Below are 21,891 nucleotides of genomic sequence, written 5' to 3' on the forward strand. Positions count from 1 at the left end.
AAAACCTATTTATCTGTAGTATCATGCTTACTACAGATTCTATGACAAAAGTTGCTCTTTTTACTACATATAACTTCATTTAAACCACATACCGGACAAACACTTCTATCTTCCTCGTACCTTATTTCATATGTATTACCACAAGACAAGCATTTAAATTGACATACATTTCTTGTATAATTTCCGCCACTTATATTTATTGCTTTTCCTTCTATTAAAGCAATAGCAATTTTTTTTCTTGCACTATCTATTATATTTTGAAAGGTTTGCCTGGAGACATGCATTCTTTCTGCACATTCTTCTTGATTTAGTTCTTCTATATCTTTGAGCCTCATTGCTTCAAGCTCTTCAACCTTAAGAACAATTTCTTCTAATTCACATTTCCTTTTACCAGTAGGTATAAAATATGTATACTCTGGTAAAAACTCTACCTTTCTACATTTTATTGGTCTTGGCATTTATTATCCTCCCTGCATTTGCTACATAGTCCAACTAGAATAGTATTTACATCAAAAATATCAATATTCTTTGTTTTCTCTATATAATTGTTTATTTTAATATATTCCAAATTAACTTTGCTATTATCTATATCTATTATACTATTACACCTTATACATTTAAAATGAATATGCAGAGGTTTTTTACTGTATATTTTTAATTCATAATAACTTGCTCCATTTACATTTATCTCTTTTACTATTCCTGCTTGTTTAAAAATATTTACTGTCCTATACACAGTAGCAAGACCAATATTACTACTTTTTACTTTTTCATAAATTTCTTTCACATTTTGGTGAGTATTTGATTTGAATAACTCTTCAAATATTAGTTTCTTTTGTTTTGTAAATTTACAATTATGCTTCTTTAATAAATTTTTAATCAATATAAGTTCTTTTTCCATAATCAAATACTCACTCCATATACAAATTTATTTAACCATTACAATTTCCTTCATGCTTATGCTCTCTACATACACTTCCTGTAGACTTTAATCCTCCTATTATATACTTCTGAATTATATCATCACACAAACCTTCTGACCCTACAAAAACTTCTATTCCGTTTTGTACAAATAATTGCTGTGCAGTTTCTCCCATACCTCCTGCAATTATTACATCCACCCCTAAATCCTTTAGAAATACAGGTAAAAATCCTGGTCTGTGTCCTGGGTTTGCAGTAAAACTTTTATTTAATGCTTCACCCTCTTTAACTTCATAAGTTGTAAAACCCTCACAATGTCCAAAATGCCCACTAACATATTTTCCTTCACTTGCAACTGCTATTTTCATTTCATAATCCTCCCTTAAAATATTATTTTTTTAATATTAATCCACATATCTTTAATTGCTTTACTTGCTGTACTATCATCATAATAGATAATAGGTTTCAATTCATTAATAGATTTCATAGCAGTATCATCGTAAGGAATTTTCCCTATCAATTTTAACTGTTGTTCATCTACAAATTTTTCTATCTCTTCACTAATCTCTTCATTTATATCATATTTATTAACACACACCATGGTATATATACCAAAATGCTTACATAATGACACAACTCTCATAAGATCCTCAAGCCCTGATTTAGTAGGTTCTGTTACCACTAAAGCCACATCACATCCGGTTATAGACGCTATAACTGGACAGCCTATTCCTGGTGAACCATCTGATATAATAAGTTTCTCTTCGTTTGAAAATTTCCTTCCATTTTTACGAAGAAAAGTTATGAGTTTTCCTGATCCATCAGCACCTATTTCCATCTCTGCTCCTGATATAATTCCCATTCCTTTATTTATTTCTGTAATAAATGTATTTGCTGTTTTTTCATCTTTAAGTTCAATGGCATTTTGAGGACAGATAAGACTACAAGCCCCACAACCTTCACAACTAAAAGAATTGATAATGCAATTGCTAATTGCATTAAACCTACAAACAGCTTCACATTTACCACATTTTATACACTTTTCTTCATTAATAAAGGCTTTTTTTCCACCATAAAAATCTTCTTTCTCTATAGCCCTACCTTCGTAGTATAAATAAAAATTAGGTGCATCAACATCACAGTCTATTCTTACTACTTCTTCTGCAAGTTCAGATAGTGCTGTTGCAATCGTAGTTTTTCCTGTTCCTCCTTTTCCACTTAAAACTACTAATTCCACTTTAGCACCCCCTTTGTCTTTTCTGCTAATTCATTAAATATATCTTTAAATTTTGAATTATTGTATATAATTTCACCCTTAGAGTAAATTACTGCTATTTCTCTGTTGTATGGAATTGCCCCAATCATTTGTATTTGTTCTTCAACACAATACTTTTTAATTAAATTTTCTTCACAACTATTTTTATTTATAACCACGCCAAAAGGTATGTTAAACATTCTTACAAGTTCTACTGCAATTTTTAAATCGTGAAGACCAAATTCTGTAGGCTCTGTAACAAGTACTGCGCCATCCACATATTTAAGAGAATTTACCACATTACAGGATGTTCCTGGAGGACAATCTATTATGTTTATTCCTTCAGGCAGTTTTTCAAGTAACTGTCTTATTACTGGAACAGCCATAGGTTCACTTATATTCAATATTCCTCTACTGCAATCTATATTATCTATGTGCCCCTTTTCAATTCTACCTATTTCTCTCTTTTTATAACTTATTGCTCCATACTTACAAGCAATTTCACATGCGCCGCAGCCATGACATAGTTTTTGAAACAATATAATATCATCTTTCACTTTTGCTAAAGCATTAAACTGACAAACATCTACACAAGCTCCACAAGAAACGCATTTACTATCTTCAATCAGCGGATATTCTACCATAACATTTTCTATCTCTTTAACTTGTGGTTTTAAAAACAAAAAACCATTTGGCTCTTCTACATCACAGTCAATATAATTTGCCTTTAATGCCAGTGCAAGATTAGTTGATACTGTAGTTTTTCCTGTTCCTCCTTTTCCACTTAATACTGCTACATTCACGTTATCTTCCCCCTTCAAATCCGTGCCCCATGCCATTATGAGCTGGCCCTGCTTCTTCTAATTCTTTTAATTCACCATTATTGTACTTTTCTAACACTGACTGAATAAGGATATTTCCACATCTATATACCTTAATGTCCGCCTTACTTGTTAATTCAAAAGCATTTGGTCCTAAATTACCTGTGATTATCACATCTATTTTTTCATCAATTAACTGTTGTGCCGCTGCTATTCCAGCACCTCCACCAGACATTTGGCCTTTATTTTCTACAATTTTAACTTCCGCATTATCAGTATCATGGATTTGAAAATATTCACATCTTCCAAATCTTATATCAAGTAAATTATCCATAGTTGTTCCTGTTGATGAAATAGCAATTTTCATTTATTAGTCCTCCTTCAATTGATTAATTATATTTGTAACTATAGGATTAAAAATCAATTCCAAACTTTCACTAAAACTTTCATATCCATAATTTGAAAGATTGCATATACTACTTAACGTTGGCAATTCTCCAAGGAGTTTTAATCTCATTTCTTGTAAGAACTTCTCTGTACTCTCTCCATTAAAAATCTTAATTTTTTTCCCACAATCGGGACACATTATATAACTCATGTTTTCAATAACACCTAAAACGTTAATGTTCATTTTCCTTGCCATATTTACACCCTTTGAAACAATCATAGAAACTAGATCCTGTGGAACAGATATCATGACTATACCATTTATCGGTATGGACTGCATTACAGTTAGAGCTACATCTCCTGTACCAGGGGGCATATCGATTATTAAGTAGTCTAAGTCGTCCCAAAGTGTATCTGTCCAAAATTGTTTTACAGTTCCTGAAATTATTGGTCCTCTCCATATTACAGGCTGACTTTCATCTTTCATTAGTAAATTTAATGACATTACCTTAATACCATCTTCTGTTTCTACAGGGAGTATAAATTGTTCTGTAACTTCTGCTCTTTTATCTTTTATTCCAAGCAATCTAGGTACACTTGGACCTGTTACATCTGCATCTAAAATCCCTACTTTATAGCCAAATTGTCTTAAGGTTTTTGCAATTAACACAGATACAGTGGATTTTCCAACACCACCTTTTCCACTCATAACCCCTATAACTTTCTTCACATTATTCATTGGGTTATTCTCAACCATGCAACTTTCTTTTTCTTTAGTGCAATTTCCATTAGATGGACATAAATTACAATCTGACATAATCTTCACCTCTTATTATTGGCATTTGCTATTTATATAGTACTCCTATTTTTAGTTTTTATCAAATGCCAATTATTTTTCTTGACTTTAAATGAAAAAAATTCTAATATTCATTATATAGATATATTTCTAACAATTTGAAACAGTTTTTATATAGGCTTAGAGTAACAGTTTTCTTTATAAATTCTTTAGTTAACGATAAATGAGCTTATAAAAAACGTATTTTAATATGATTATTAAAATACTAAAAGAATTGTGAACTTTAACCGAAAAATATTTATTAAAACTACATACTAATTAATTAACTATCTAAAGAAAATTTCACTTTATGAAATGGCAATAAATAAAGTAATAATGGGGGATATTATGAATACTACACTAGTATTAGTAAGACATGGGGAAACTGAATGGAATGCTTTAGGAAAATTCCAAGGATGTAAGGATATAAACCTATCAAATGAAGGTATTTTGCAAGCTCAATTTGTAAAAAAAAGATTTGAGAATGATTTTGACTGTATTTATACAAGTCCTTTAAAAAGAGCACTGCAAACAGCAGAAATCATTTCTAATAATACAAATTTAAATCCTATTATAGAGCCTCAATTAAGGGAAATAAATTTTGGAGATTGGGAAGGCCTTACCATAAGAGAGATAGCAAATAACTATCCTAATAATTTTAATAAATGGAGAACTGATGAACTTGATGCTCCTTTATGTGGTGGAGATATAAGTCTTAAGAAAGCAAGTATTCGAGCTAAAAGCGCCATCCTAGAAATTGTAAAAAAACATAAAGGAAAAAATATTGTGATAGTATCTCATGGAGGAATAATAAAAGCAGGTCTAATAGGTCTTTTTAATTGGAAAATGACTATGTACCATAAAATTGTTTTAGGTAATACTGCTGTCTGTAAAATAACTTTTGATGATAACTTTAATCCAACAATAATTACATTAAATGATACAAGCCATCTTCCTAATGATTATAGTATAAAATCATATGTTTAATAATTAATAAAATAGCAGGTTAGTGATAACATATCACTAACCTGCTTAATTTATAAAATATTACTATATAAATCCTAATAACCTAATGGTATTAGCCACAGTAAAGCAAATTACTATTCCTGTAATGGTTGGCACAAGAAATGAAACTAAAGTCCATTTCCAGCTTTGGGTTTCCTTTTTTATAGTAAAGCATGTTGTACCACAAGGCCAATGCATTAATGAGAAAAGCATTACGCATATAGCGGTAAGCCAAGTCCATCCATTAGAAACTAAAAGTGTTCTTAATTCTTCTAAACTATCAAGCTCCAATATATTGCCCGTAGCCATATAGCTCATGATAATTATAGGAATAACAATTTCATTGGCAGGTAATCCTAAAATAAAGGCCATCAAAATATATCCATCAAGTCCTATAAGTTTTGCAAAAGGATCTAAAAAACTTGCACAATGAGTTAGGAGACTTAAATTTCCTATGTTTATATTAGCCATAAGCCAAATTACCAATCCAGCAGGAGCTGCAACTGACACTGCACGCCCCAAAACAAATAATGTTCTGTCAAATACAGATCTGATTATTACTTTACCCACCTGTGGCTTGCGATAAGGTGGCAGTTCAAGGGTAAATGTAGAAGGAAGTCCTTTTAAAATTGTTTTTGATAACAATTTAGAAATTAACAGTGTCATAATAACTCCAAGAATTATTACAGTAGTTAGAATAAGAGTAGAAATTACAGATTGAAATGGACCACTTATAATCCCTGCAAAAAACATTGTAATGATAGCTATAAGGGTAGGAAATCTACCATTGCAGGGTACAAAATTATTAGTTATTATAGCAATCAGCCTTTCTCGTGGAGAATCAATTATTCTGCAACCTATTATTCCTGCAGCATTACAGCCGAACCCCATACACATTGTCAACGCTTGTTTTCCACAGGCACAGGCTTTCTTAAAGAAATTATCTAGATTAAATGCCACCCTAGGTAAATAACCTAAATCCTCAAGCAAGGTAAATAGAGGAAAGAATATCGCCATAGGAGGAAGCATAACAGATACAACCCAAGCAAGTGTTCTATACATACCCATAACGAGTATTCCATGTACCCAAGGAGGAGTTCCAAGCCAAGTAAAGAATTCAGTAAGCCTGTCTTCAATCCAAAATAAACCAGTAGAAATGATTTGAGAAGGTATATTTGCACCTGTAATAGTAAGCCAGAATACTATACCTAAAAGTAAAATCATGATTGGAATTCCATAAATTTTAGACGTTAAAATCTTATCTATTTTTCTGTCCTTACTGTTATAGTTTTCATTTTCAAAGGTAATTACTTTTCTACAGATCATTTCCGAAGTCTCTACAAGTTTAGAAACTATTTTGTCTCTTAAAATATCATTCTCTATTTCAAGAGAGCGTAAATTATCTTTTATTTCATTAACCAATTTCATAATATCATCATTAAGGGTTATATCATAATTAAGATATTTATTTATAGATTCAAGCAATGACTTATCACCGTCTAATAGTTTTAAAGCAATCCATCTGCTATTTAGTTTATTATTAAGAACAGTTTCAATTCTAGATTCAATTATTTTAAGAGATTTTTCTATACATGTATCATATTGAATTTTAATTGGATTAGTAGTTTGTAAATTAATAGAAATTTTATATACACTATCCATTAATTCTGACAATCCTTTTCCCCTGTTTGCACTAGTACCAACTACAGGTATTCCAAGTTCGCTAGATAGTTTTTTTAGGTTTATATTAATCTTTTTTCTTTTTGCCTCATCCATAAGATTAACGCATAATACTACTTTATTTGTAATTTCTAATGTTTGTAGTACCAAATTGAGATTTCTTTCAAGGCAGGTGGCATCTACAACAATAACTGTGACATCTGGATTTCCAAAGCATATAAAATCTCTTGCGACTTCCTCTTCAACAGAATTTGCCATTAAAGAATAAGTTCCAGGTATATCAACCAATATGAAATCTTTATCTTTATATATATATTTTCCGTGAGCATTGGCTACTGTTTTACCAGGCCAATTTCCGGTATGTTGATTGAGACCGGTTAAGCTATTAAATACTGTGCTTTTTCCTACATTAGGATTGCCAGCTAAGGCAACGATCTTATCTTCTGAGTTACTACGTTTGATTTTAAGTTCTTTTTCAAGAACTCCACCTCCAGTAGATTGCTTTGTTAATCCCATTTATAAACTCCTCCTTTAAATTCAAATTATTACATAAGATAAAAAAGTATATTCCCATGAAATATTAATATCAACATGGGAATAAAAAAATCAGTAATCTAAGAAAACTAAAAAGATTCAACTAGTATCTTAGATGCTACTTCAGAACGGAGAGCTATTACGGCACCTCTAATAAGATAGGCTACTAGATCTCCAGAAGGACTTTTTTGTAAAGCTTCTACCACCGTATCATAAATTAATCCTAAATCTAACATTCTTCTTCTAATAATTCCTTCTGAATTAAGCAGTTTTACTTTACATTTTTGTCCTAATGGTAAAGAACTAAGTGGAATTAAATTGCTACTCATCTTGTTACATCTCCTACAAATAAGTAAATTATTTTTTTATTAAAGTTTATAATTGAGTGGCGAGAAAAAAGTTTTCCCTACACTAAAATATGCAAAATAAATTTTATGTGTTACGAATATATATAAATTATTAGATGATGTAACATTTAAATTATGGTGGTGATGATATGGATAATAAATTTCATACAGTACGAGGCTACGAACTTAAAAATTATGATAAGAAGCTACTCACTTCAGCTATGGAAGATTACATGGAAATGATTTATAGAAGTGTTTTAGATGAAGGATTTACTCGTATAAATAAGCTTGCGCAACTTCTCAATGTAAAAGATTCTTCAGCTTCAAAAATGACTCAAAAACTTAGTAAATTAGGACTATTAAACTATGAAAAATATGGAATTATAACTCTTACAGATAAAGGATTTACAATTGGTAAGTTCTTATTAAACAGACATAAGATAATTGAAAGTTTTCTATTTTTTTTAGGATGTGAAGAAGATGTACTTACACAAACTGAACTTATAGAGCATGTTATTAATGAAAAAACAGTTAATAATATAGAGATTTTAAATAAATTTTTTCAATACAATAGTGATATTAAAGATAAATATATTAGTTTTAAAGAAAGCTATGATACTATTAACAAGAAAATAGATTAGAAATTAATTATTGCATAAATGTATAATATTTCTACATAAAAGTACAGAACCTATAAAAGGTTAACGCCCTATATTGTTTTAGGGGGTTAACCTTTTAAAAACAAAAAAATTCTTTATATTAGTATTAACATTCTATCTATATTTTCTCTTTTAATATCTTCATAACTTTAGAATTTAAATAAGGAGATGTACCATTTTTGGCAAAATGTCGCCTTCATTCTGGTGTTGATTAATTAATTTATAGTAAAAATGAATATTTAAAAATCAATGGCGCTTTCACTAATAAAATTTGAATTTTCTTAGTTGTTTGCGCTTTTTTTAATTTTTAAGGAGGTAGTAAAATAATGAATCAAACGGAATTCTATAATAATTTATTTAACAAATTCAGAAAACTTGTAGAGGATAATAATTTTTTAAATGATGAAGTAAAAATAACAGGTAGGACTTTAACACCAGAAGAAGCTATAGGAAATCCTGAAAGGAAGGATTATCCTATTATAAAAGGGAAGGAACGATTACTTGAAGCAGACTTTAGAGGAATTAAAGGTCAGGCTTTTACAGATATGCCTAACAACTTCAATGGAACTTTAAAGGATATAATTGAAATGCCCTTAAAAACAAATTTTGATACTGCTGTATATATTGCTACTTTAAATGCTGTTTGTAAATATTTAAAAATAACAGATAAAACAATACACTGTAAAGATGGAGAACCTGAAAGATGTGCTTTAGAGTTAATAGAGTACATAAAAAACAAATATGGTAACCCTAAAATAGCACTAATAGGTTATCAACCGGCAATGTTAGAGAATTTAGCTAAAAACTTTACAGTAAGAATTGTTGACTTAGCCTCAGATAATATAGGTAAAGTTAAATACAACACTATGGTTGAAGATGGGAATAAATCAACTGACGATTTATTGAATTGGTGTGATATTATCATCGCTACTGGCAGTACTATAGCTAATAAATCTATAACTAATGTTCTGGTTATTTCTTAATCAAAACAGTTTGTTTTACTACTATAACTTTAAAGATATCAATATTTATTTAAAATACGCTCATATTTCATTTTAATTGCGTTGTATCTACTGGAATAAAAATAAAACAGCTCTTCATTCCTATGCTTCAATGCCCTATCTATTAAAAATTCGAGCTTTAATAAAACTATTTTTACCTTATCCTCTTTTGCTATTTTTTTTAACTTAAATTCTGAACACTCTACTGATGAGTACTCATAGCCATTATCAATTAGAATAACAATTGAATTTTTGTACGTATTATTCTTGAAAGACATTCAAACCACTCCCCTCTCTTGAAATAAATCTAAGCAGGCATCTATCCTACTCAGATTGAGTCAGACTTCACTTCGTGAAATGACAGAAAATAGAGCTTGAAAAAACAAGAATAAATACCCTGTTTTTCTAATCTTCATGTAAAATAACAACATTGGATGATATCAAAACTCCTAATCAATACTCCACATTGCACAATACCCATTTTTTATAAATTATACCATAATATGTAAATTTATTCCTTGTTTCTATTAAATAGATGATAAAACTTTAAAAGACATCTATTATAAAATAAAGTTATGTGTATTACTTACTATATATACTCACACGGATACTACTGTTTGTGAACCTATTATTGCTGACTATAAAACTTTACTAAATAGTTGAAATCTGGAAAACAAAAGAATGATTACTGTAGAAAGTGTGGAAGGTGATCTTAAATTGCAGCAATAAAAGCTCGCTTGATTTCAAGCGAGCCTTAAACTTTTCTACAACAATTAAATTCACTACTACTTTAAGTATATTTTAATTTTCTTTCGTCATTTCCCCTACTGTTCTTATTATTTACTATTTATTTGTAAGTCATTGTTAATAGTAGAAAATTGCTTATTTAATATTATGTATTAATTTACGCATCATCATTTTTAGCTACCTTTATTGGTTGCATATTTTAAGATAGAGCTTCTCCTTTAGTTAAATAAATATCTCTTATTTTTATTCCTAATCAAAGTACCAATTTTTTGAACAGGAACACTAAGTAATATCAGTAAGGAGGCAATAAACTCCATCATTGTTAACTTCTCACCCAACAGTAAAAAAATAAAGAAAAGAGTAACACACAGTGTAAAAAAGGTAAAACTTGCAATAATGAATAATTCCTTCTTTCCTCTATAACCTCAACATTAGGAAATACCTAATACTATAAAAGTATACATACTTATTCATGCTAAATCAATAACGAACCTAATAGACATTAGTTACTAAAGCCGTACTATCTTTTGTAATCCATAGAGATTAATTATTCCTTATTTTACTTTAATTATTAACATTTCATTTCCACCCTTTATAAATTCATAGTTCACTTTAACTATTTGCATTTTATACATAGTAAAATTATCATCACTCATTAATTTATTAACAAACATAGACTTTTCGCCTTTCAAATTTACAATTGGAAATATTCGTATTTCTTTTGATGTTATTCTTATAATCTCCTTAATAGTTTGCTTATGAAATTCATAATCTAAATGTTCATCATACATAAATAAAAAATGAGATATAAGGGATACGGTAAACTGCTTATCTTTAAAATTACTTTTTGGATATTCTGTCTCAATATATATCGTATCACGCTTTCGTTTAAAATCCTCAATAAATCTCGTATACGCTTTTTTTCGTTGCTTTTTTAAATCCTCAATATCTTTATAAAGTTCCCATCTGTATAAGTCCTTTACGTCTGATAGATTTTTTATCGTCAACTCTAAATCTTTAATGCACTTTCCTTCTATTTCCTCAGCTGAAAAACAGTAAATTCTATCGGAAGCTGTAACATTGTATCCCTTAGAATTTGCCTCTGCACAAAAAGAACTAACCCCGGATGCTACATCTAATATCTTTTCTTTCTTTCCATCTATGCTGCTAATACCGAACATTTTGTAATATTCATCGAATGTTCTTCCAATAAGAACTATATCTTTTAATTCTAGTTTTCTACTCAATTTCTTTCCCCCCATACTTTTTAAACTATATTTTTACGTTATAATTTAAAATTAACTCATCTCCTGGTACCCCCCTTATCCCCCAATTATGTTTTGGTGTTTCAAAAATTGTTATTTCAATATCTTCAGGTAAAACATTTAGCTCCTTTTCAATCCTTTCAAACAGTAATCTTACTAAATTTTTCTTTGCTTCAATGCTTCGCCCTTCGAATATACTAATTTCAATGATTGTATATTTTTCTGTTCTTCCTTCTGGATAGTAAAAATCTTCTTCTTCTAAAGGAAAGAATCTATGAAATCTTTTATCCACTAGATATTGAAATGCATCCACCACACAAGAATGAATAACGTCTGATAACTTTTTCTTAATAATATTTAAATTTTTGTTTATCCCATATACTTTAATTTGTGCCATTTTAACTCACCTCTCCACAACAGATTAAATTTAAATATAACCTTTTTTAATAATAAATAGTTTTCTAAATAAAAAAAATCACTTCATCCTTATTATGGGACGAAGTGACCGTGGCGCCACCCATATTTAGTTATATATAAGGTTATGTACTCTTGTAAAATAATAGCTCTTTCCTAACAAGGCCGAAATGTAAAATTTCATTAATCCACCTTAATATAAAACTATCTTTCCAGGTACAGATTTTACTCGATACCCTGTCTCTTTAACGGTAGACTACCGTTTACTGCTAATACTATTTCGCATCACATCTCAGAGACCCATTCAATATAGACTACAGTATTTGGCTCTCACCACCCCAAATTCTCTTTAACTAAGCTCCTATATTTACTTCTTCTCTTCATTGACTTTTTATTTTATTTTTTACATTATATACCTAATTGTATAAAAGGTCAATATTACGATGCCTTAAAAACCTATTAAAAGATTTATAATTAAATATTGATGGTAAAGCAACAGATACTAATATTTTGTGCCCATAACTCAATTCGCCTGTACATATTGTGTTTATATTTATAGTTTGTATAAATTCAAGTTTGCTATCCTATCAAATTGATTGTAGATATGTTACATTTTTCTGTTAACACAAAAAGACATAGAATTACTTTTTTTCTTCCGTAGCTCTTTCACCTCTTAATAGTATCTTTTTAGGTACTATGATACTTAATAGTGCCTACTTGTTAAAAAGATATCTAGTTGCTAATATTATAGCATAGTAAACAAGCTTTCCTCAAGAAAAGCAGTATTCTATGTTATAAACCAAATTATATAGTGTTTATATACACATAAAATAAACCTGAGCAGGCATCGATTCTATTCAGATTGAGTCAGATTTCACTTCGCGAAATGACAGCAAATTAAAGATATATAGCATGTTATATATCTAATCTAAATATGAAAACAAACAATATAACGATGTTTGTTTTCATTAATAAATTATATTAAATAAGGAGAGATAAAAGATGAGTAAGATTATTTACATTAAAGCAAATGCAAAACCAGAAGGACAATCAAGAACATTTAAAATATCTGATAGTTTTATTGAGGACTATAAAAAATTCCATCCTAATGATGAAATTATAACTCTAGACTTATATAAAGAGGGTATAAATTTTTTAACAGAAGAAGGTATTACCCTACATGCACCTACTCCAGGTGAGGGGAAGGATCATCCAATTTTAAAATATGCTTATCAATTTGCTGAAGCAGATAAATACATAATTGCAGCTCCAATGTGGAACTTAAGCTTTCCTGCTATACTAAAGGCATATATTGATTATATTTGTGTTACTGGAATCACATTTAAATATACTGCAGAAGGACCAGTTGGTCTATGTGAAGGTAAGAAAGCACTACATTTTGTTACAAGGGGTGGGGAATATTCAGAGGGACCAGCTGCAGCCTACGAAATGGGAGATAGGTACCTAAGAACAATCTTTGGCTTCCTTGGAATTAAAGATTTTACTACTATATCAGCAAACAAGGTAAATGTTATTGGTGAAGATATTGAAGCAATTCTTGAAAATACAATAAGAAAAGCACAAGATATAGCAAAAGATTTCTAACAGTAACTTAAAATGTTTGTACTATAAATAGTTAAATAAGAAGCTGCAGATACTAAAAATATCTACAGCTTCTTATCATAATCTTGGGATTAATAAGTTTCAACAAATACCTCAAAATATCCTTGAGGGTGCGCACAGGCAGGGCATACTTGCGGTGCACTTGCTCCTTGATGAATATATCCGCAGTTATTACACTTCCATTCAACAACACTTTCTTTTTTAAATATTGTATCATTCTCTATGTTATTTAATAGCTTTCTATATCTTGCTTCATGGTGTTTTTCTACATCAGCTATTTTTCTAAAGGCTGTAGCTATAGCTGGAAATCCTTCCTTAGCTGCAATTTCTGCAAATTTTGGATAAAGTTCTGTCCACTCTTCATTTTCACCATTTGCAGCTGCAAGAAGATTAGCTTTGGTATCTCCTAATCCTACAGGATACGATGCATATATTTCAACCGTTTCTCCTTTTAAACTTTCATTTAAAAACTTAAAAAATACTTTAGCATGCTCCTTTTCATTTTCAGCGGTTTCTATGAATAAGTTAGAAATTTGTACATACCCCTCCTTTTTTGCCACAGATGCATAGTATGTATATCGATTTCTTGCCTGTGACTCACCCGCAAAAGCCTTCATTAAGTTTTCAGATGTTCTTGTTCCTTTTAAACCTTTCATAAATACCCCACCTCTCCATATTTTTATATATAATACATATTCTCCATTCCCTATTAAACTCCTTTTAATCTATTGGTAAATTCATGAAATTTAGTTTTTGTTTTGAATATAATCATCATTTACGATTATATTATATAAGAGGTAAACTTTTTTGAATATTTTTTTATTTACTCCATAAAATATTAAGGCTTTTGTACTAAATTTCTATTTCTAATTATTAATCTCCTAAAGAAAAAGCCCTAGATTAATTCTAGAGCTTTTTCTTGTTAATATATTATTTTAAACCTTGTTCATAAGCTTCTACCATTTTCTTAACCATATTTCCGCCTATTGATCCAGCTTCTCTTGAAGTTAAATCGCCATTATATCCTTGTTTTAGATTTACTCCAACTTCAGTAGCTGATTCTTGTTTAAATCTTTCTAATCCTGCTTTTGCTTCTGGAACTAATACTCTATTATTTCTATTTGCCATAACTGTTACCTCCTATGAATATTAATTAATATTTGGTGTCTATTCATAGTTTGTACATATCAAAAATTATTACACTAGTGAATTAATTGTATTAAAGGTGGAGTTTTCCTTACAGTAAAATAATAAACAAAGCTCTAGAATCATCCTATGATATTTAAAAACAAACAAAAGTTACTAAAGTAATTACTAGTCATTTTAATTTTTTCTTAGATTTCCTCTATACATTTATCACATTATCTACACACTTTAAATTTTAACGAAAAAATTAAGAATTATTAAATTTAATATATAACTTCGTCTAACAACCTTGTATACTATAGTAGTTGAAATTTATTATACGAGGTGTTTATATATATATTAAAAATAGTAAAATAGCTATTATGAAAAATGAACTTATTAATCTTCCTATCGGAGCCATGGGAGTTACCTTAGGTTCTATGAGTCTTGCCAACGCCTTTGGATTTTTAGGTGTTAATTTTCTTAAACATTTATTCATGAATCTTGGTTTTTTAGTAATTATAAGTGGATTTCTAAAATTAATATTATATCCCTAAGAGGTTAATAAAGAACTTAAAATACCTACGCTGGCTAGTATTTATCCTACTTTCAGCATGGCACTCATGGTAACTGGTAACTATTTCTTGAACTATAACTATACATTAGGAAAATCTATGCGGTTATTAGGGATAATAATCCACATCATAATAATGGTATGCTTTGTTTATAACAATGTACTTAATAACTTCAAGTTTGATAATATACTACCTAGTTGGTTTGTTCCTTTCGTAGGAATATTAATATCTAATTACGTATTACCAATATATATCCGAAAATTCAATATTTATCATTTCAATATCATCATTTAAAATCACATCTTTATTAGTGCTCTTTGTTTTTTCTATAGTTCTTGAAGGTAAGTCTATCTTAAATTTACTACCTTCCCCTAATTTACTTTCTACATTTATCTTACCACCATGCAATTCAACAATTGATTTTACGAGGCATAATCCAATGCCACTTCCTTCAGTATTGCGAGTAAATGATTTATCCACTTGCTTAAATCTTTCAAAAATAGTATCCAAATGTTTTTCATCAATTCCTATACCATTATCCTCTACTGATATTTCAATAGCATCATCTTTATCAGCAATATTAACATATATTTCGTCCCCTGGTTCCGAAAACTTAATAGCATTAGAAATAAGGTTAAGAATAACCCTTTTAATTTTATTAGAGTCGCAAGCAATAATCTTTTCTTCCACATCTGTGTCAAAAATGATACTCAATCCCTTACTTTTAACATATTCTGATGCTGATTGAACAATTTCTTCAATAACATTAACTATGTTTTCATTAGATAGATTGAATTCTAAAAAACCAGATTGAATTTTTGATAAGTCTACTAAGTTACTTATAAGCCTTAATAGTCTATAACAATTCTGTACCATTATATTAACATAGTTAGTGATACTATTCTTATTATTTATTAAAGGATTATTTTTTAAATATAAATTAAATAATTGGGTTGTACTAAAAATTACATTTAAAGGGGTCTTAAGCTCATGGGATATATTCGCAAAAAATTCCTCATGGGTCTTAAGTATTTTTTCCATGTGATTATTAGCTTTTACTTCCTGAGTAACATCAATTATGATTGTAACTATTTCTGCAATTTCACCATTAACTCCAAATACTGGCTGATATAATATATTTACAAACGATTCTTCTCCAGAAACTATTAATCTTTGATATTTTAGGTACGATGATTCCTTCTTCTTTATAACGTTTTCAATATGTTTATGAATAACCGCTTTATCAAAGTTAGTGATATCTTCATAATTCTGTCCTATAATATAAGACATAGACTTTATTTCTGGTTTCAATTTCTTAAAAATATCATAAGACTTTTGGTTAATATTTGTAACTTTAGAATCTGGATATGACAATCTTAAAACAGGTAAATCAAGATTATCTATCATACTGTTTAAAAAATCATATTGAGTTTTTAATAATAAATCTTCTTCATGTTTTATCTTTTCAGTAACGTCACGACAGCATAATATTCCTGCCATAAGCCTTCCTTCATTGTCATATATTGGAGTACCATTTACATCATGATAAACAACACTATCATCAGTTTTTGTAGCCACTCTATATCCTAATAATTTTTCACCGCGTAATACTCTATGAGCAGGAGTATTATCGCAGGGGATTAATTGTTTATCCATGTCGAAATATTCAGCTTCTTTAAGACCCTCTCCTATCTTATCTAACTTTGCGAATTCAGTGAAAAAAGTATCTTTCGCTGCTTTATTAAGTGTGGTGTAGTTACCATTTTTATCGAAAATTAATAGAGCATCAGACATATTTTCAATGATTGCTTCTAATTTTTCTTTTTGCCTTCTTATCAATTTATCGTTATTAACTTGTTGTGTAATATTACGAGTGCATAAAATAGCCTTTGCTACTTCGCCATTTTCGTCATGGATAGGGCTTCCGCTTATATTGAAATGATATATTCCATCAGGTCTCTTACAGGTTAATATATATTCTTTAATTCTTTCGCCCTTTAAAACCCTTACTACAGGGAGATTCTCAAAGGTTAACAAATTCCCCTCATAATCATAATACTTATTGTATTTTAATGTATCATAAGCTATCTTTATAGAGCCAGCTCCATACATACCTTCTCTTGCAGCACTATTTAAATAGGTTATATTATAATCTTTATTTATTATATATAATGCATCGGACATGTTTTCAATGATTGCTTCTAATTGTTCTTTTTGCATTCTTATCAATTCATCATTATTAACCTGTTCTGTAACATTACGTAAACATATAATAGCCTTTTCTACTTCGCCACTTTCATCATAAATAGGGCTTCCACTTACATTATAGTGGTATACTCCATCCGGCCTCTCGCATGTTACTCTGCATTCCTTAATCCTTTCACCTCTTAAAACCCTACGGCTAGGTAGATCTTCCGCTGCAATTAGATTACCTTTTGAATCATAATATTTTGTATGAATCAATGAATCCCCAATTTTTTTGATTGAATGTGGATTGTAAAAAAATTCTTTTGCACTAGTATTTACTAGAGAATAATTATAGTCTTTATCTAAGATAATTAATCCATCACACATATTTTCAATGATTGCTTTCAATTGTTGTTTCTTCTGTTGTTCAATAATTTTACCTTGTTCTTTAATTAATTTTCTGTTTAATACTCTTTCTGTTACTTCCGTAGCAGTATCAATTATATATTTAAGTTTTCCATCCACGAATATTGGTATTACTGACCAATCCCAGTATCTAGTTCCTCCTTTAAAATTACTATATTCATGTTCGGGTAAATGACAAGGCCTACCAGTTTTTATAACGTCTAGGAAAATCTCTTGTTCTTTGCCTCCTTCAAATCCGGGTATTATTTCTTTCTGTTTTTTACCTATACTATTCTCCTTTCGATTATATGGAGCATCCCAAAAGTCTAAACATATCTGATTAGCTTTAAGCAAAATTAAATCCGGGACACTGTGTATTGCAAATCCAATCTTACTATTTGCATAAAGTTGTTCAATCCCCATGAATTTATTATCAATTCGAGAGTTTGGTTTTTCCTCAAAAAAATAGATTTTTTCATTTTTACATTCTAAAGTCTTACAGGATATAGTAACCTCTCTTGATTCGTATGATTTAGTAAATACATAACACCGGCAATCGTTTTCAACATCTTCAAGGTATATTTGAGAATTTATTCTTAATATATAACTTATATCAGTAAGTGATTTTCCTATCAACTCATTTCTTGAACAACCGATAAATTTTATAAATTCACTATTAACATCAACAATAATATTATTTTTACTATGAAGAAATGGATTTTGGGCTTTTTTATTTAAAGTATACTTCATAACTTATCCTCCTGTTTTTCTGATACCGTTTTCCCAATACTTTTTTCCGATATACTAACATATAAGTTTCTTTTATTACTAAAATAGTTAAATTGTAAAATATTCTTAAAATATTCGTTTGCTATATTTTATCATGTTTTACATCACTATGGTATATTTACCATAATTGTAATTTCATCAATTTCACAACACAAATTTTCATATTCCTGGAAGTGCATCTTATTAATCCTGAAATCAATTTTAATAATGTTTTCTTTCCTATCCCACTTGGTGCTAATAATGTCATAACTTTGCCTTTTCCGATAGTTATATTAACTTCACCCAAGGACTTTTATTTAAGTACTCTTCACTTACCGATTCAACTTCAAGTATTTTCACTTTCCTATTCCTCCAATTCTTTATTAAGATACTCAAAAATTTCTTGTTTTTTCATGCCAAGTTCTTTCATTTCATCTGCAAATACTTTTGCATATTTTTGAGCTTGAACAATTTTGAGCTGCTCCAGTAGCTCATTTCCTTCGGCAATAAATGCGCCAATACCTCTTTTGGAGTAAATGATACCTTCCCTTTCTAATTCAATAAAAACCCTCTGCACTGTGTTTGGATTCACCTTGAAACTTTCAGAGAACTCCATTATCGATGGCGTCTTATCTCCACATTTAAGTTTTCCAGAAACAATATCTGCTTTTATTTTTTCGATTATTTGAATATAAATTGGTATACTTTCGTTAAATTTAAACATATATGGTTACCTCCTACCTAGTTTGCTTTTACTCCATCTTTTAAAAGAATTAATATACCCCTTTAAAACTCTTTAAGCATTCGTATATATCATAAGATTCACCTTTAAGCTTCCAGAAAACTCCATTAATTTTCAGAGAACTCCATTATCGATGGCGTCTTATCTCCACATTTAGGTTTTCCAGAAACAATATCTGCTTTCATTTTTTGGATTATTTCAATATAAATTGGTATACTTTCATTAAATTTACACATATATGGTTACCTCTAATCTAGTATTCTAGTGTGCTATCAGTATAATACACCAAAATTTAACTGTCAACACTATTTTTTCCATAAAATCAAAAAACATGAAAATAGTATAGAAATTTTCTACACTGCTCTCATGTCTTTTAAAATGCATATGTACAATGGCAAGTTACCATTGTCTCTTTGTCAACTCATTTCTTGGACAACCGATAAATTTTATAAACACACTATTAACTCCAATAATAATACTATTTTTACTATGAAGAAATAGGGTTTGGGCTTTTTCATTCATAGTATGCTTAATAACTTACCCTCCTGTTTTTCCAATACCATTTTTCCGATATACCAATATGTAAGTTTTTTTATTATTAAAATAATTAGATTGTAAAATATGCTTGAAATATTCCCTTATTGCACTATTATCATATTCTGAACCATTCTAGTATACTTACTATAGCTATTAATTTGACCAATTTGATAACCGCAAATTTTTATATTTCCGGAAGCGGGTCTTATTGACCCTGCAATCGATTTCAGCAATATTATCTTTCCGCTCCCATTTAGCCCAATAATTCTACAATTTTGCCTTTTCCGGTGGTTATATTAATTTCATCTAAGGACTTTTTTGGGAAATATTTTTTACTGACCGATTCAACTTCAATTATTTTCACTTTCCCCTTCCTCCAATTCTTTATTAAGATATTCAATAATTTCTTGTTTTTTCATGCCAAGTTCTTTCATTTTACCTGCAAATATTTTTGCATATTTTTGAGCTTGAGCAATTTTAAGCTGCTCCAGTAGCTCATTTCCTTCGGCAATAAATGTGCCAATACCTCTTTTGGAGTAAGTGATACCTTCCCTTTCTAATTCAATAAAAACCCTCTGCACTGTGTTTGGATTCACCTTGAAACTTTCAGAAAACTCCCTTACTGATGGCATCTTATCTCCACATTTAAGCTTTCTAGAAACAATATCTGCTTTTATTTTTTCCATTATCTGAATATAAATTGGTGTACTTTCGTTAAATTTAATCAAATATGGCTACCTCCCATCCAGTATTCTAGTGCACCGTTAGTATAATACGCTAAAAATTAACTGTCAATACTCTTTTTCCCACCTAATACAGATATAGTAATGTTTTCTATAAATACTTCGGACTCTGCTACTATTTTTCGTATATTTTCTGCTATACTTATTGCTTCCTCTTTGTTTGTATTTGAAATACAATAAGCAAATGCTGCCCCCTGTAATCTAAATATCTAATGGTTTTCCTCTTTCTTATTAATTAAGATATAAGAAAGATTTTTTATGACTTCATTTCCGATTTCACTACCATAATTAAATATGACATATTTTATATTTTCCAGTGGAATCAACTTTGTCACATTAGAAAAAACCTTTTCAAAGTCCAGTACTGAACCTGGATCTATGAGAGCATCCTCTCTATCATCTATAATTAAATAAGAGTTACAATGAAGCCCATCAACTCCTTCATCCTCTCCTACCCAATACAATCCCTCTGTAAGCTCTATGCTTCTTAATTCATTTTTCATAATTATGCATCTCAAAAACATATCAATAGTATTTCATCTAATAATGCATAAGCATAATTATATCATAAATATAGTACTGTAAGCATTTCTTGAATCTCAGTAATTTCTACCATTAGCAAACAAAAACTTTTAATTTCTTTTCAGCCTCTGAAATCATAATAACAAAAGGAAATTATCATTTTCTTTTAAACTGAACAATAAAATAAATAAAAATTAATATTTTAAAAGGGATCGTATACAGCTTTAAGTAAACAACCTGCATACGGTCCCCTTTTTTTATATTATAACTTTGTTAGTCATTATTTTAAAATATGATATTTTGTATTTATAAAATTAATGCTCTATTCCAGATAAGTTATTATTAGTTTTTATTTTAGGAATGAAAAAGAGCCTTTTTCATTGGGCCCTCGCTTATGAACACTTTAACTTCACTTTGTTGCTAAGTAATCATTAAAAATTTTTCAACCTCAACCTTTTCTTGTCCAGCAAAACTAAATCTGTTTATAGCATTGCCATCTTTATCAATAATTACAATTAAGCACTTATTGTTATTAGGAGTGCTAATTATATATTGGAACCTATTATCCCCTTTTGCTTCTAATATTTCTTTTATCTTGTCATGGAATTTCATATCCTCTTCCCCCTTCCATATATTTACTTATACATAAAAAGTAAATTTCCTTCTTTTCTTTAAAAAACTAAATGAAAGCAAAAAAAAGATGCCCCCTGTAAAATACAGAAATCATCTTTCTAAAGTTTCATAGATCTTTTAAAAATTCTCCTATTGATTTCTATATAATATATCCATATAA

At 29.4% G+C, this 21,891-nt stretch carries 26 protein-coding genes and 1 other annotated feature; of the genes, 4 read left to right on the forward strand and 22 right to left on the reverse strand.

The window, feature by feature from the left end; translation table 11 throughout:
• Positions 1 to 5: 5 nt before the first annotated feature.
• The 7 genes from CPJCM30710_RS08780 to CPJCM30710_RS08810 are packed head-to-tail and all read right to left on the reverse strand — an operon-like array spanning position 6 to position 4,201.
• Positions 6 to 458, reverse strand: a complete 453-nt coding sequence (locus CPJCM30710_RS08780) for a DUF134 domain-containing protein (protein ID WP_212903800.1) — start codon at positions 456 to 458, stop codon at positions 6 to 8.
• Positions 443 to 901 (reverse strand): Fur family transcriptional regulator, encoded by a 459-nt coding sequence (locus CPJCM30710_RS08785; protein WP_212903801.1) that lies wholly within the window; start codon positions 899 to 901, stop codon positions 443 to 445. The genes CPJCM30710_RS08780 and CPJCM30710_RS08785 overlap by 16 nt, the downstream gene beginning before the upstream one ends.
• 31 nt (positions 902 to 932) lie before the next feature.
• Entirely contained in the window at positions 933 to 1,289 is a 357-nt protein-coding gene (locus CPJCM30710_RS08790; protein ID WP_212903802.1) for a NifB/NifX family molybdenum-iron cluster-binding protein, read from the reverse strand.
• A gap of 14 nt (positions 1,290 to 1,303) precedes the next feature.
• Positions 1,304 to 2,158 carry an ATP-binding protein gene (locus CPJCM30710_RS08795; protein ID WP_212903803.1) on the reverse strand — a complete coding sequence of 285 codons (855 nt, stop codon included), beginning with the start codon at positions 2,156 to 2,158 and terminating at the stop codon, positions 1,304 to 1,306.
• Positions 2,149 to 2,979 carry a P-loop NTPase gene (locus CPJCM30710_RS08800; protein ID WP_212903804.1) on the reverse strand — a complete coding sequence of 277 codons (831 nt, stop codon included), beginning with the start codon at positions 2,977 to 2,979 and terminating at the stop codon, positions 2,149 to 2,151. The genes CPJCM30710_RS08795 and CPJCM30710_RS08800 overlap by 10 nt, the downstream gene beginning before the upstream one ends.
• Position 2,980: 1 nt before the next feature.
• On the reverse strand, positions 2,981 to 3,364 hold the full coding sequence (locus CPJCM30710_RS08805; RefSeq protein ID WP_212903805.1) for a NifB/NifX family molybdenum-iron cluster-binding protein: 384 nt from the start codon (positions 3,362 to 3,364) through the stop codon (positions 2,981 to 2,983).
• A 3-nt stretch (positions 3,365 to 3,367) separates the two neighbouring features.
• On the reverse strand, positions 3,368 to 4,201 hold the full coding sequence (locus CPJCM30710_RS08810; RefSeq protein WP_212903806.1) for an Mrp/NBP35 family ATP-binding protein: 834 nt from the start codon (positions 4,199 to 4,201) through the stop codon (positions 3,368 to 3,370).
• 366 nt (positions 4,202 to 4,567) lie between these two features.
• On the opposite strand from CPJCM30710_RS08810, the gene CPJCM30710_RS08815 reads away from it, so the two are divergent.
• Complete coding sequence (locus CPJCM30710_RS08815; protein ID WP_212903807.1) at positions 4,568 to 5,206, forward strand: histidine phosphatase family protein; 639 nt, start codon at positions 4,568 to 4,570, stop codon at positions 5,204 to 5,206.
• A 63-nt stretch (positions 5,207 to 5,269) separates the two neighbouring features.
• On the opposite strand, the gene feoB is transcribed toward CPJCM30710_RS08815, so the two are convergent.
• Positions 5,270 to 7,420 (reverse strand): ferrous iron transport protein B, encoded by a 2,151-nt coding sequence (feoB, locus tag CPJCM30710_RS08820; protein ID WP_212903808.1) that lies wholly within the window; start codon positions 7,418 to 7,420, stop codon positions 5,270 to 5,272.
• A 107-nt stretch (positions 7,421 to 7,527) separates the two neighbouring features.
• The gene (locus CPJCM30710_RS08825) at positions 7,528 to 7,767 is read right to left on the reverse strand and encodes a FeoA family protein (RefSeq protein WP_212903809.1); all 240 of its coding nucleotides are present in this window, start codon (positions 7,765 to 7,767) and stop codon (positions 7,528 to 7,530) included.
• Positions 7,768 to 7,934: 167 nt separating this feature from the next.
• Between CPJCM30710_RS08825 and CPJCM30710_RS08830 the strand changes: the two genes are divergently transcribed.
• Positions 7,935 to 8,426: a metal-dependent transcriptional regulator gene (locus tag CPJCM30710_RS08830; RefSeq protein WP_212903810.1), complete on the forward strand. Its 492-nt coding sequence runs from the start codon at positions 7,935 to 7,937 to the stop codon at positions 8,424 to 8,426.
• Positions 8,427 to 8,770: 344 nt separating this feature from the next.
• Entirely contained in the window at positions 8,771 to 9,427 is a 657-nt protein-coding gene (locus tag CPJCM30710_RS08835; protein WP_212903811.1) for a Rossmann-like domain-containing protein, read from the forward strand.
• A gap of 38 nt (positions 9,428 to 9,465) precedes the next feature.
• Here CPJCM30710_RS08835 and CPJCM30710_RS08840 read toward each other — a convergent pair whose 3' ends face one another.
• From CPJCM30710_RS08840 to CPJCM30710_RS08850, 3 genes are all read right to left on the reverse strand, one after another.
• Positions 9,466 to 9,723 carry a hypothetical protein gene (locus CPJCM30710_RS08840; protein WP_212903812.1) on the reverse strand — a complete coding sequence of 86 codons (258 nt, stop codon included), beginning with the start codon at positions 9,721 to 9,723 and terminating at the stop codon, positions 9,466 to 9,468.
• A gap of 1,023 nt (positions 9,724 to 10,746) precedes the next feature.
• Entirely contained in the window at positions 10,747 to 11,439 is a 693-nt protein-coding gene (locus CPJCM30710_RS08845; protein WP_212903813.1) for a hypothetical protein, read from the reverse strand.
• A 25-nt stretch (positions 11,440 to 11,464) separates the two neighbouring features.
• Entirely contained in the window at positions 11,465 to 11,854 is a 390-nt protein-coding gene (locus CPJCM30710_RS08850) for a tautomerase family protein (RefSeq protein WP_212903814.1), read from the reverse strand.
• Positions 11,855 to 11,946: 92 nt separating this feature from the next.
• Positions 11,947 to 12,264 (reverse strand) — a binding site (T-box leader).
• A gap of 609 nt (positions 12,265 to 12,873) precedes the next feature.
• On the opposite strand from CPJCM30710_RS08850, the gene CPJCM30710_RS08855 reads away from it, so the two are divergent.
• Positions 12,874 to 13,476: an FMN-dependent NADH-azoreductase gene (locus tag CPJCM30710_RS08855; RefSeq protein ID WP_212903815.1), complete on the forward strand. Its 603-nt coding sequence runs from the start codon at positions 12,874 to 12,876 to the stop codon at positions 13,474 to 13,476.
• 89 nt (positions 13,477 to 13,565) lie between these two features.
• Here the strand turns inward: CPJCM30710_RS08855 and rbr are convergent, their stop codons facing one another.
• From rbr to CPJCM30710_RS08900, 10 genes are all read right to left on the reverse strand, one after another.
• On the reverse strand, positions 13,566 to 14,150 hold the full coding sequence (gene rbr / locus CPJCM30710_RS08860; protein WP_212903816.1) for a rubrerythrin: 585 nt from the start codon (positions 14,148 to 14,150) through the stop codon (positions 13,566 to 13,568).
• Positions 14,151 to 14,424: 274 nt separating this feature from the next.
• Complete coding sequence (locus CPJCM30710_RS08865) at positions 14,425 to 14,622, reverse strand: alpha/beta-type small acid-soluble spore protein (RefSeq protein WP_212903817.1); 198 nt, start codon at positions 14,620 to 14,622, stop codon at positions 14,425 to 14,427.
• An 812-nt stretch (positions 14,623 to 15,434) separates the two neighbouring features.
• Complete coding sequence (locus CPJCM30710_RS08870; RefSeq protein WP_246503501.1) at positions 15,435 to 18,536, reverse strand: PAS domain-containing protein; 3,102 nt, start codon at positions 18,534 to 18,536, stop codon at positions 15,435 to 15,437.
• Positions 18,537 to 18,693: 157 nt separating this feature from the next.
• Positions 18,694 to 18,861, reverse strand: coding sequence for an ATP-binding cassette domain-containing protein (locus CPJCM30710_RS18235; RefSeq protein ID WP_407644982.1), 168 nt, complete (start codon positions 18,859 to 18,861; stop codon positions 18,694 to 18,696).
• Positions 18,862 to 18,918: 57 nt separating this feature from the next.
• Complete coding sequence (locus tag CPJCM30710_RS08880) at positions 18,919 to 19,278, reverse strand: GntR family transcriptional regulator (RefSeq protein ID WP_212903819.1); 360 nt, start codon at positions 19,276 to 19,278, stop codon at positions 18,919 to 18,921.
• A gap of 125 nt (positions 19,279 to 19,403) precedes the next feature.
• Positions 19,404 to 19,532 carry a GntR family transcriptional regulator gene (locus CPJCM30710_RS18090; protein ID WP_281413971.1) on the reverse strand — a complete coding sequence of 43 codons (129 nt, stop codon included), beginning with the start codon at positions 19,530 to 19,532 and terminating at the stop codon, positions 19,404 to 19,406.
• A gap of 402 nt (positions 19,533 to 19,934) precedes the next feature.
• A complete protein-coding gene (locus CPJCM30710_RS18240; RefSeq protein WP_407644983.1) occupies positions 19,935 to 20,066 on the reverse strand; it encodes a hypothetical protein in 132 nt (43 codons plus the stop codon).
• Between the two features lie 117 nt (positions 20,067 to 20,183).
• Positions 20,184 to 20,561 carry a GntR family transcriptional regulator gene (locus CPJCM30710_RS08890; RefSeq protein ID WP_246503502.1) on the reverse strand — a complete coding sequence of 126 codons (378 nt, stop codon included), beginning with the start codon at positions 20,559 to 20,561 and terminating at the stop codon, positions 20,184 to 20,186.
• A 224-nt stretch (positions 20,562 to 20,785) separates the two neighbouring features.
• Positions 20,786 to 21,079 (reverse strand): oxygen-binding di-iron domain-containing protein, encoded by a 294-nt coding sequence (locus CPJCM30710_RS08895; RefSeq protein ID WP_212903820.1) that lies wholly within the window; start codon positions 21,077 to 21,079, stop codon positions 20,786 to 20,788.
• Between the two features lie 439 nt (positions 21,080 to 21,518).
• A complete protein-coding gene (locus CPJCM30710_RS08900; protein ID WP_212903821.1) occupies positions 21,519 to 21,710 on the reverse strand; it encodes a hypothetical protein in 192 nt (63 codons plus the stop codon).
• Positions 21,711 to 21,891: the final 181 nt, after the last annotated feature.

The organism is Clostridium polyendosporum (assembly GCF_018332455.1).
GTDB classification, from domain to species: domain Bacteria; phylum Bacillota; class Clostridia; order Clostridiales; family Clostridiaceae; genus Clostridium_AY; species Clostridium_AY polyendosporum.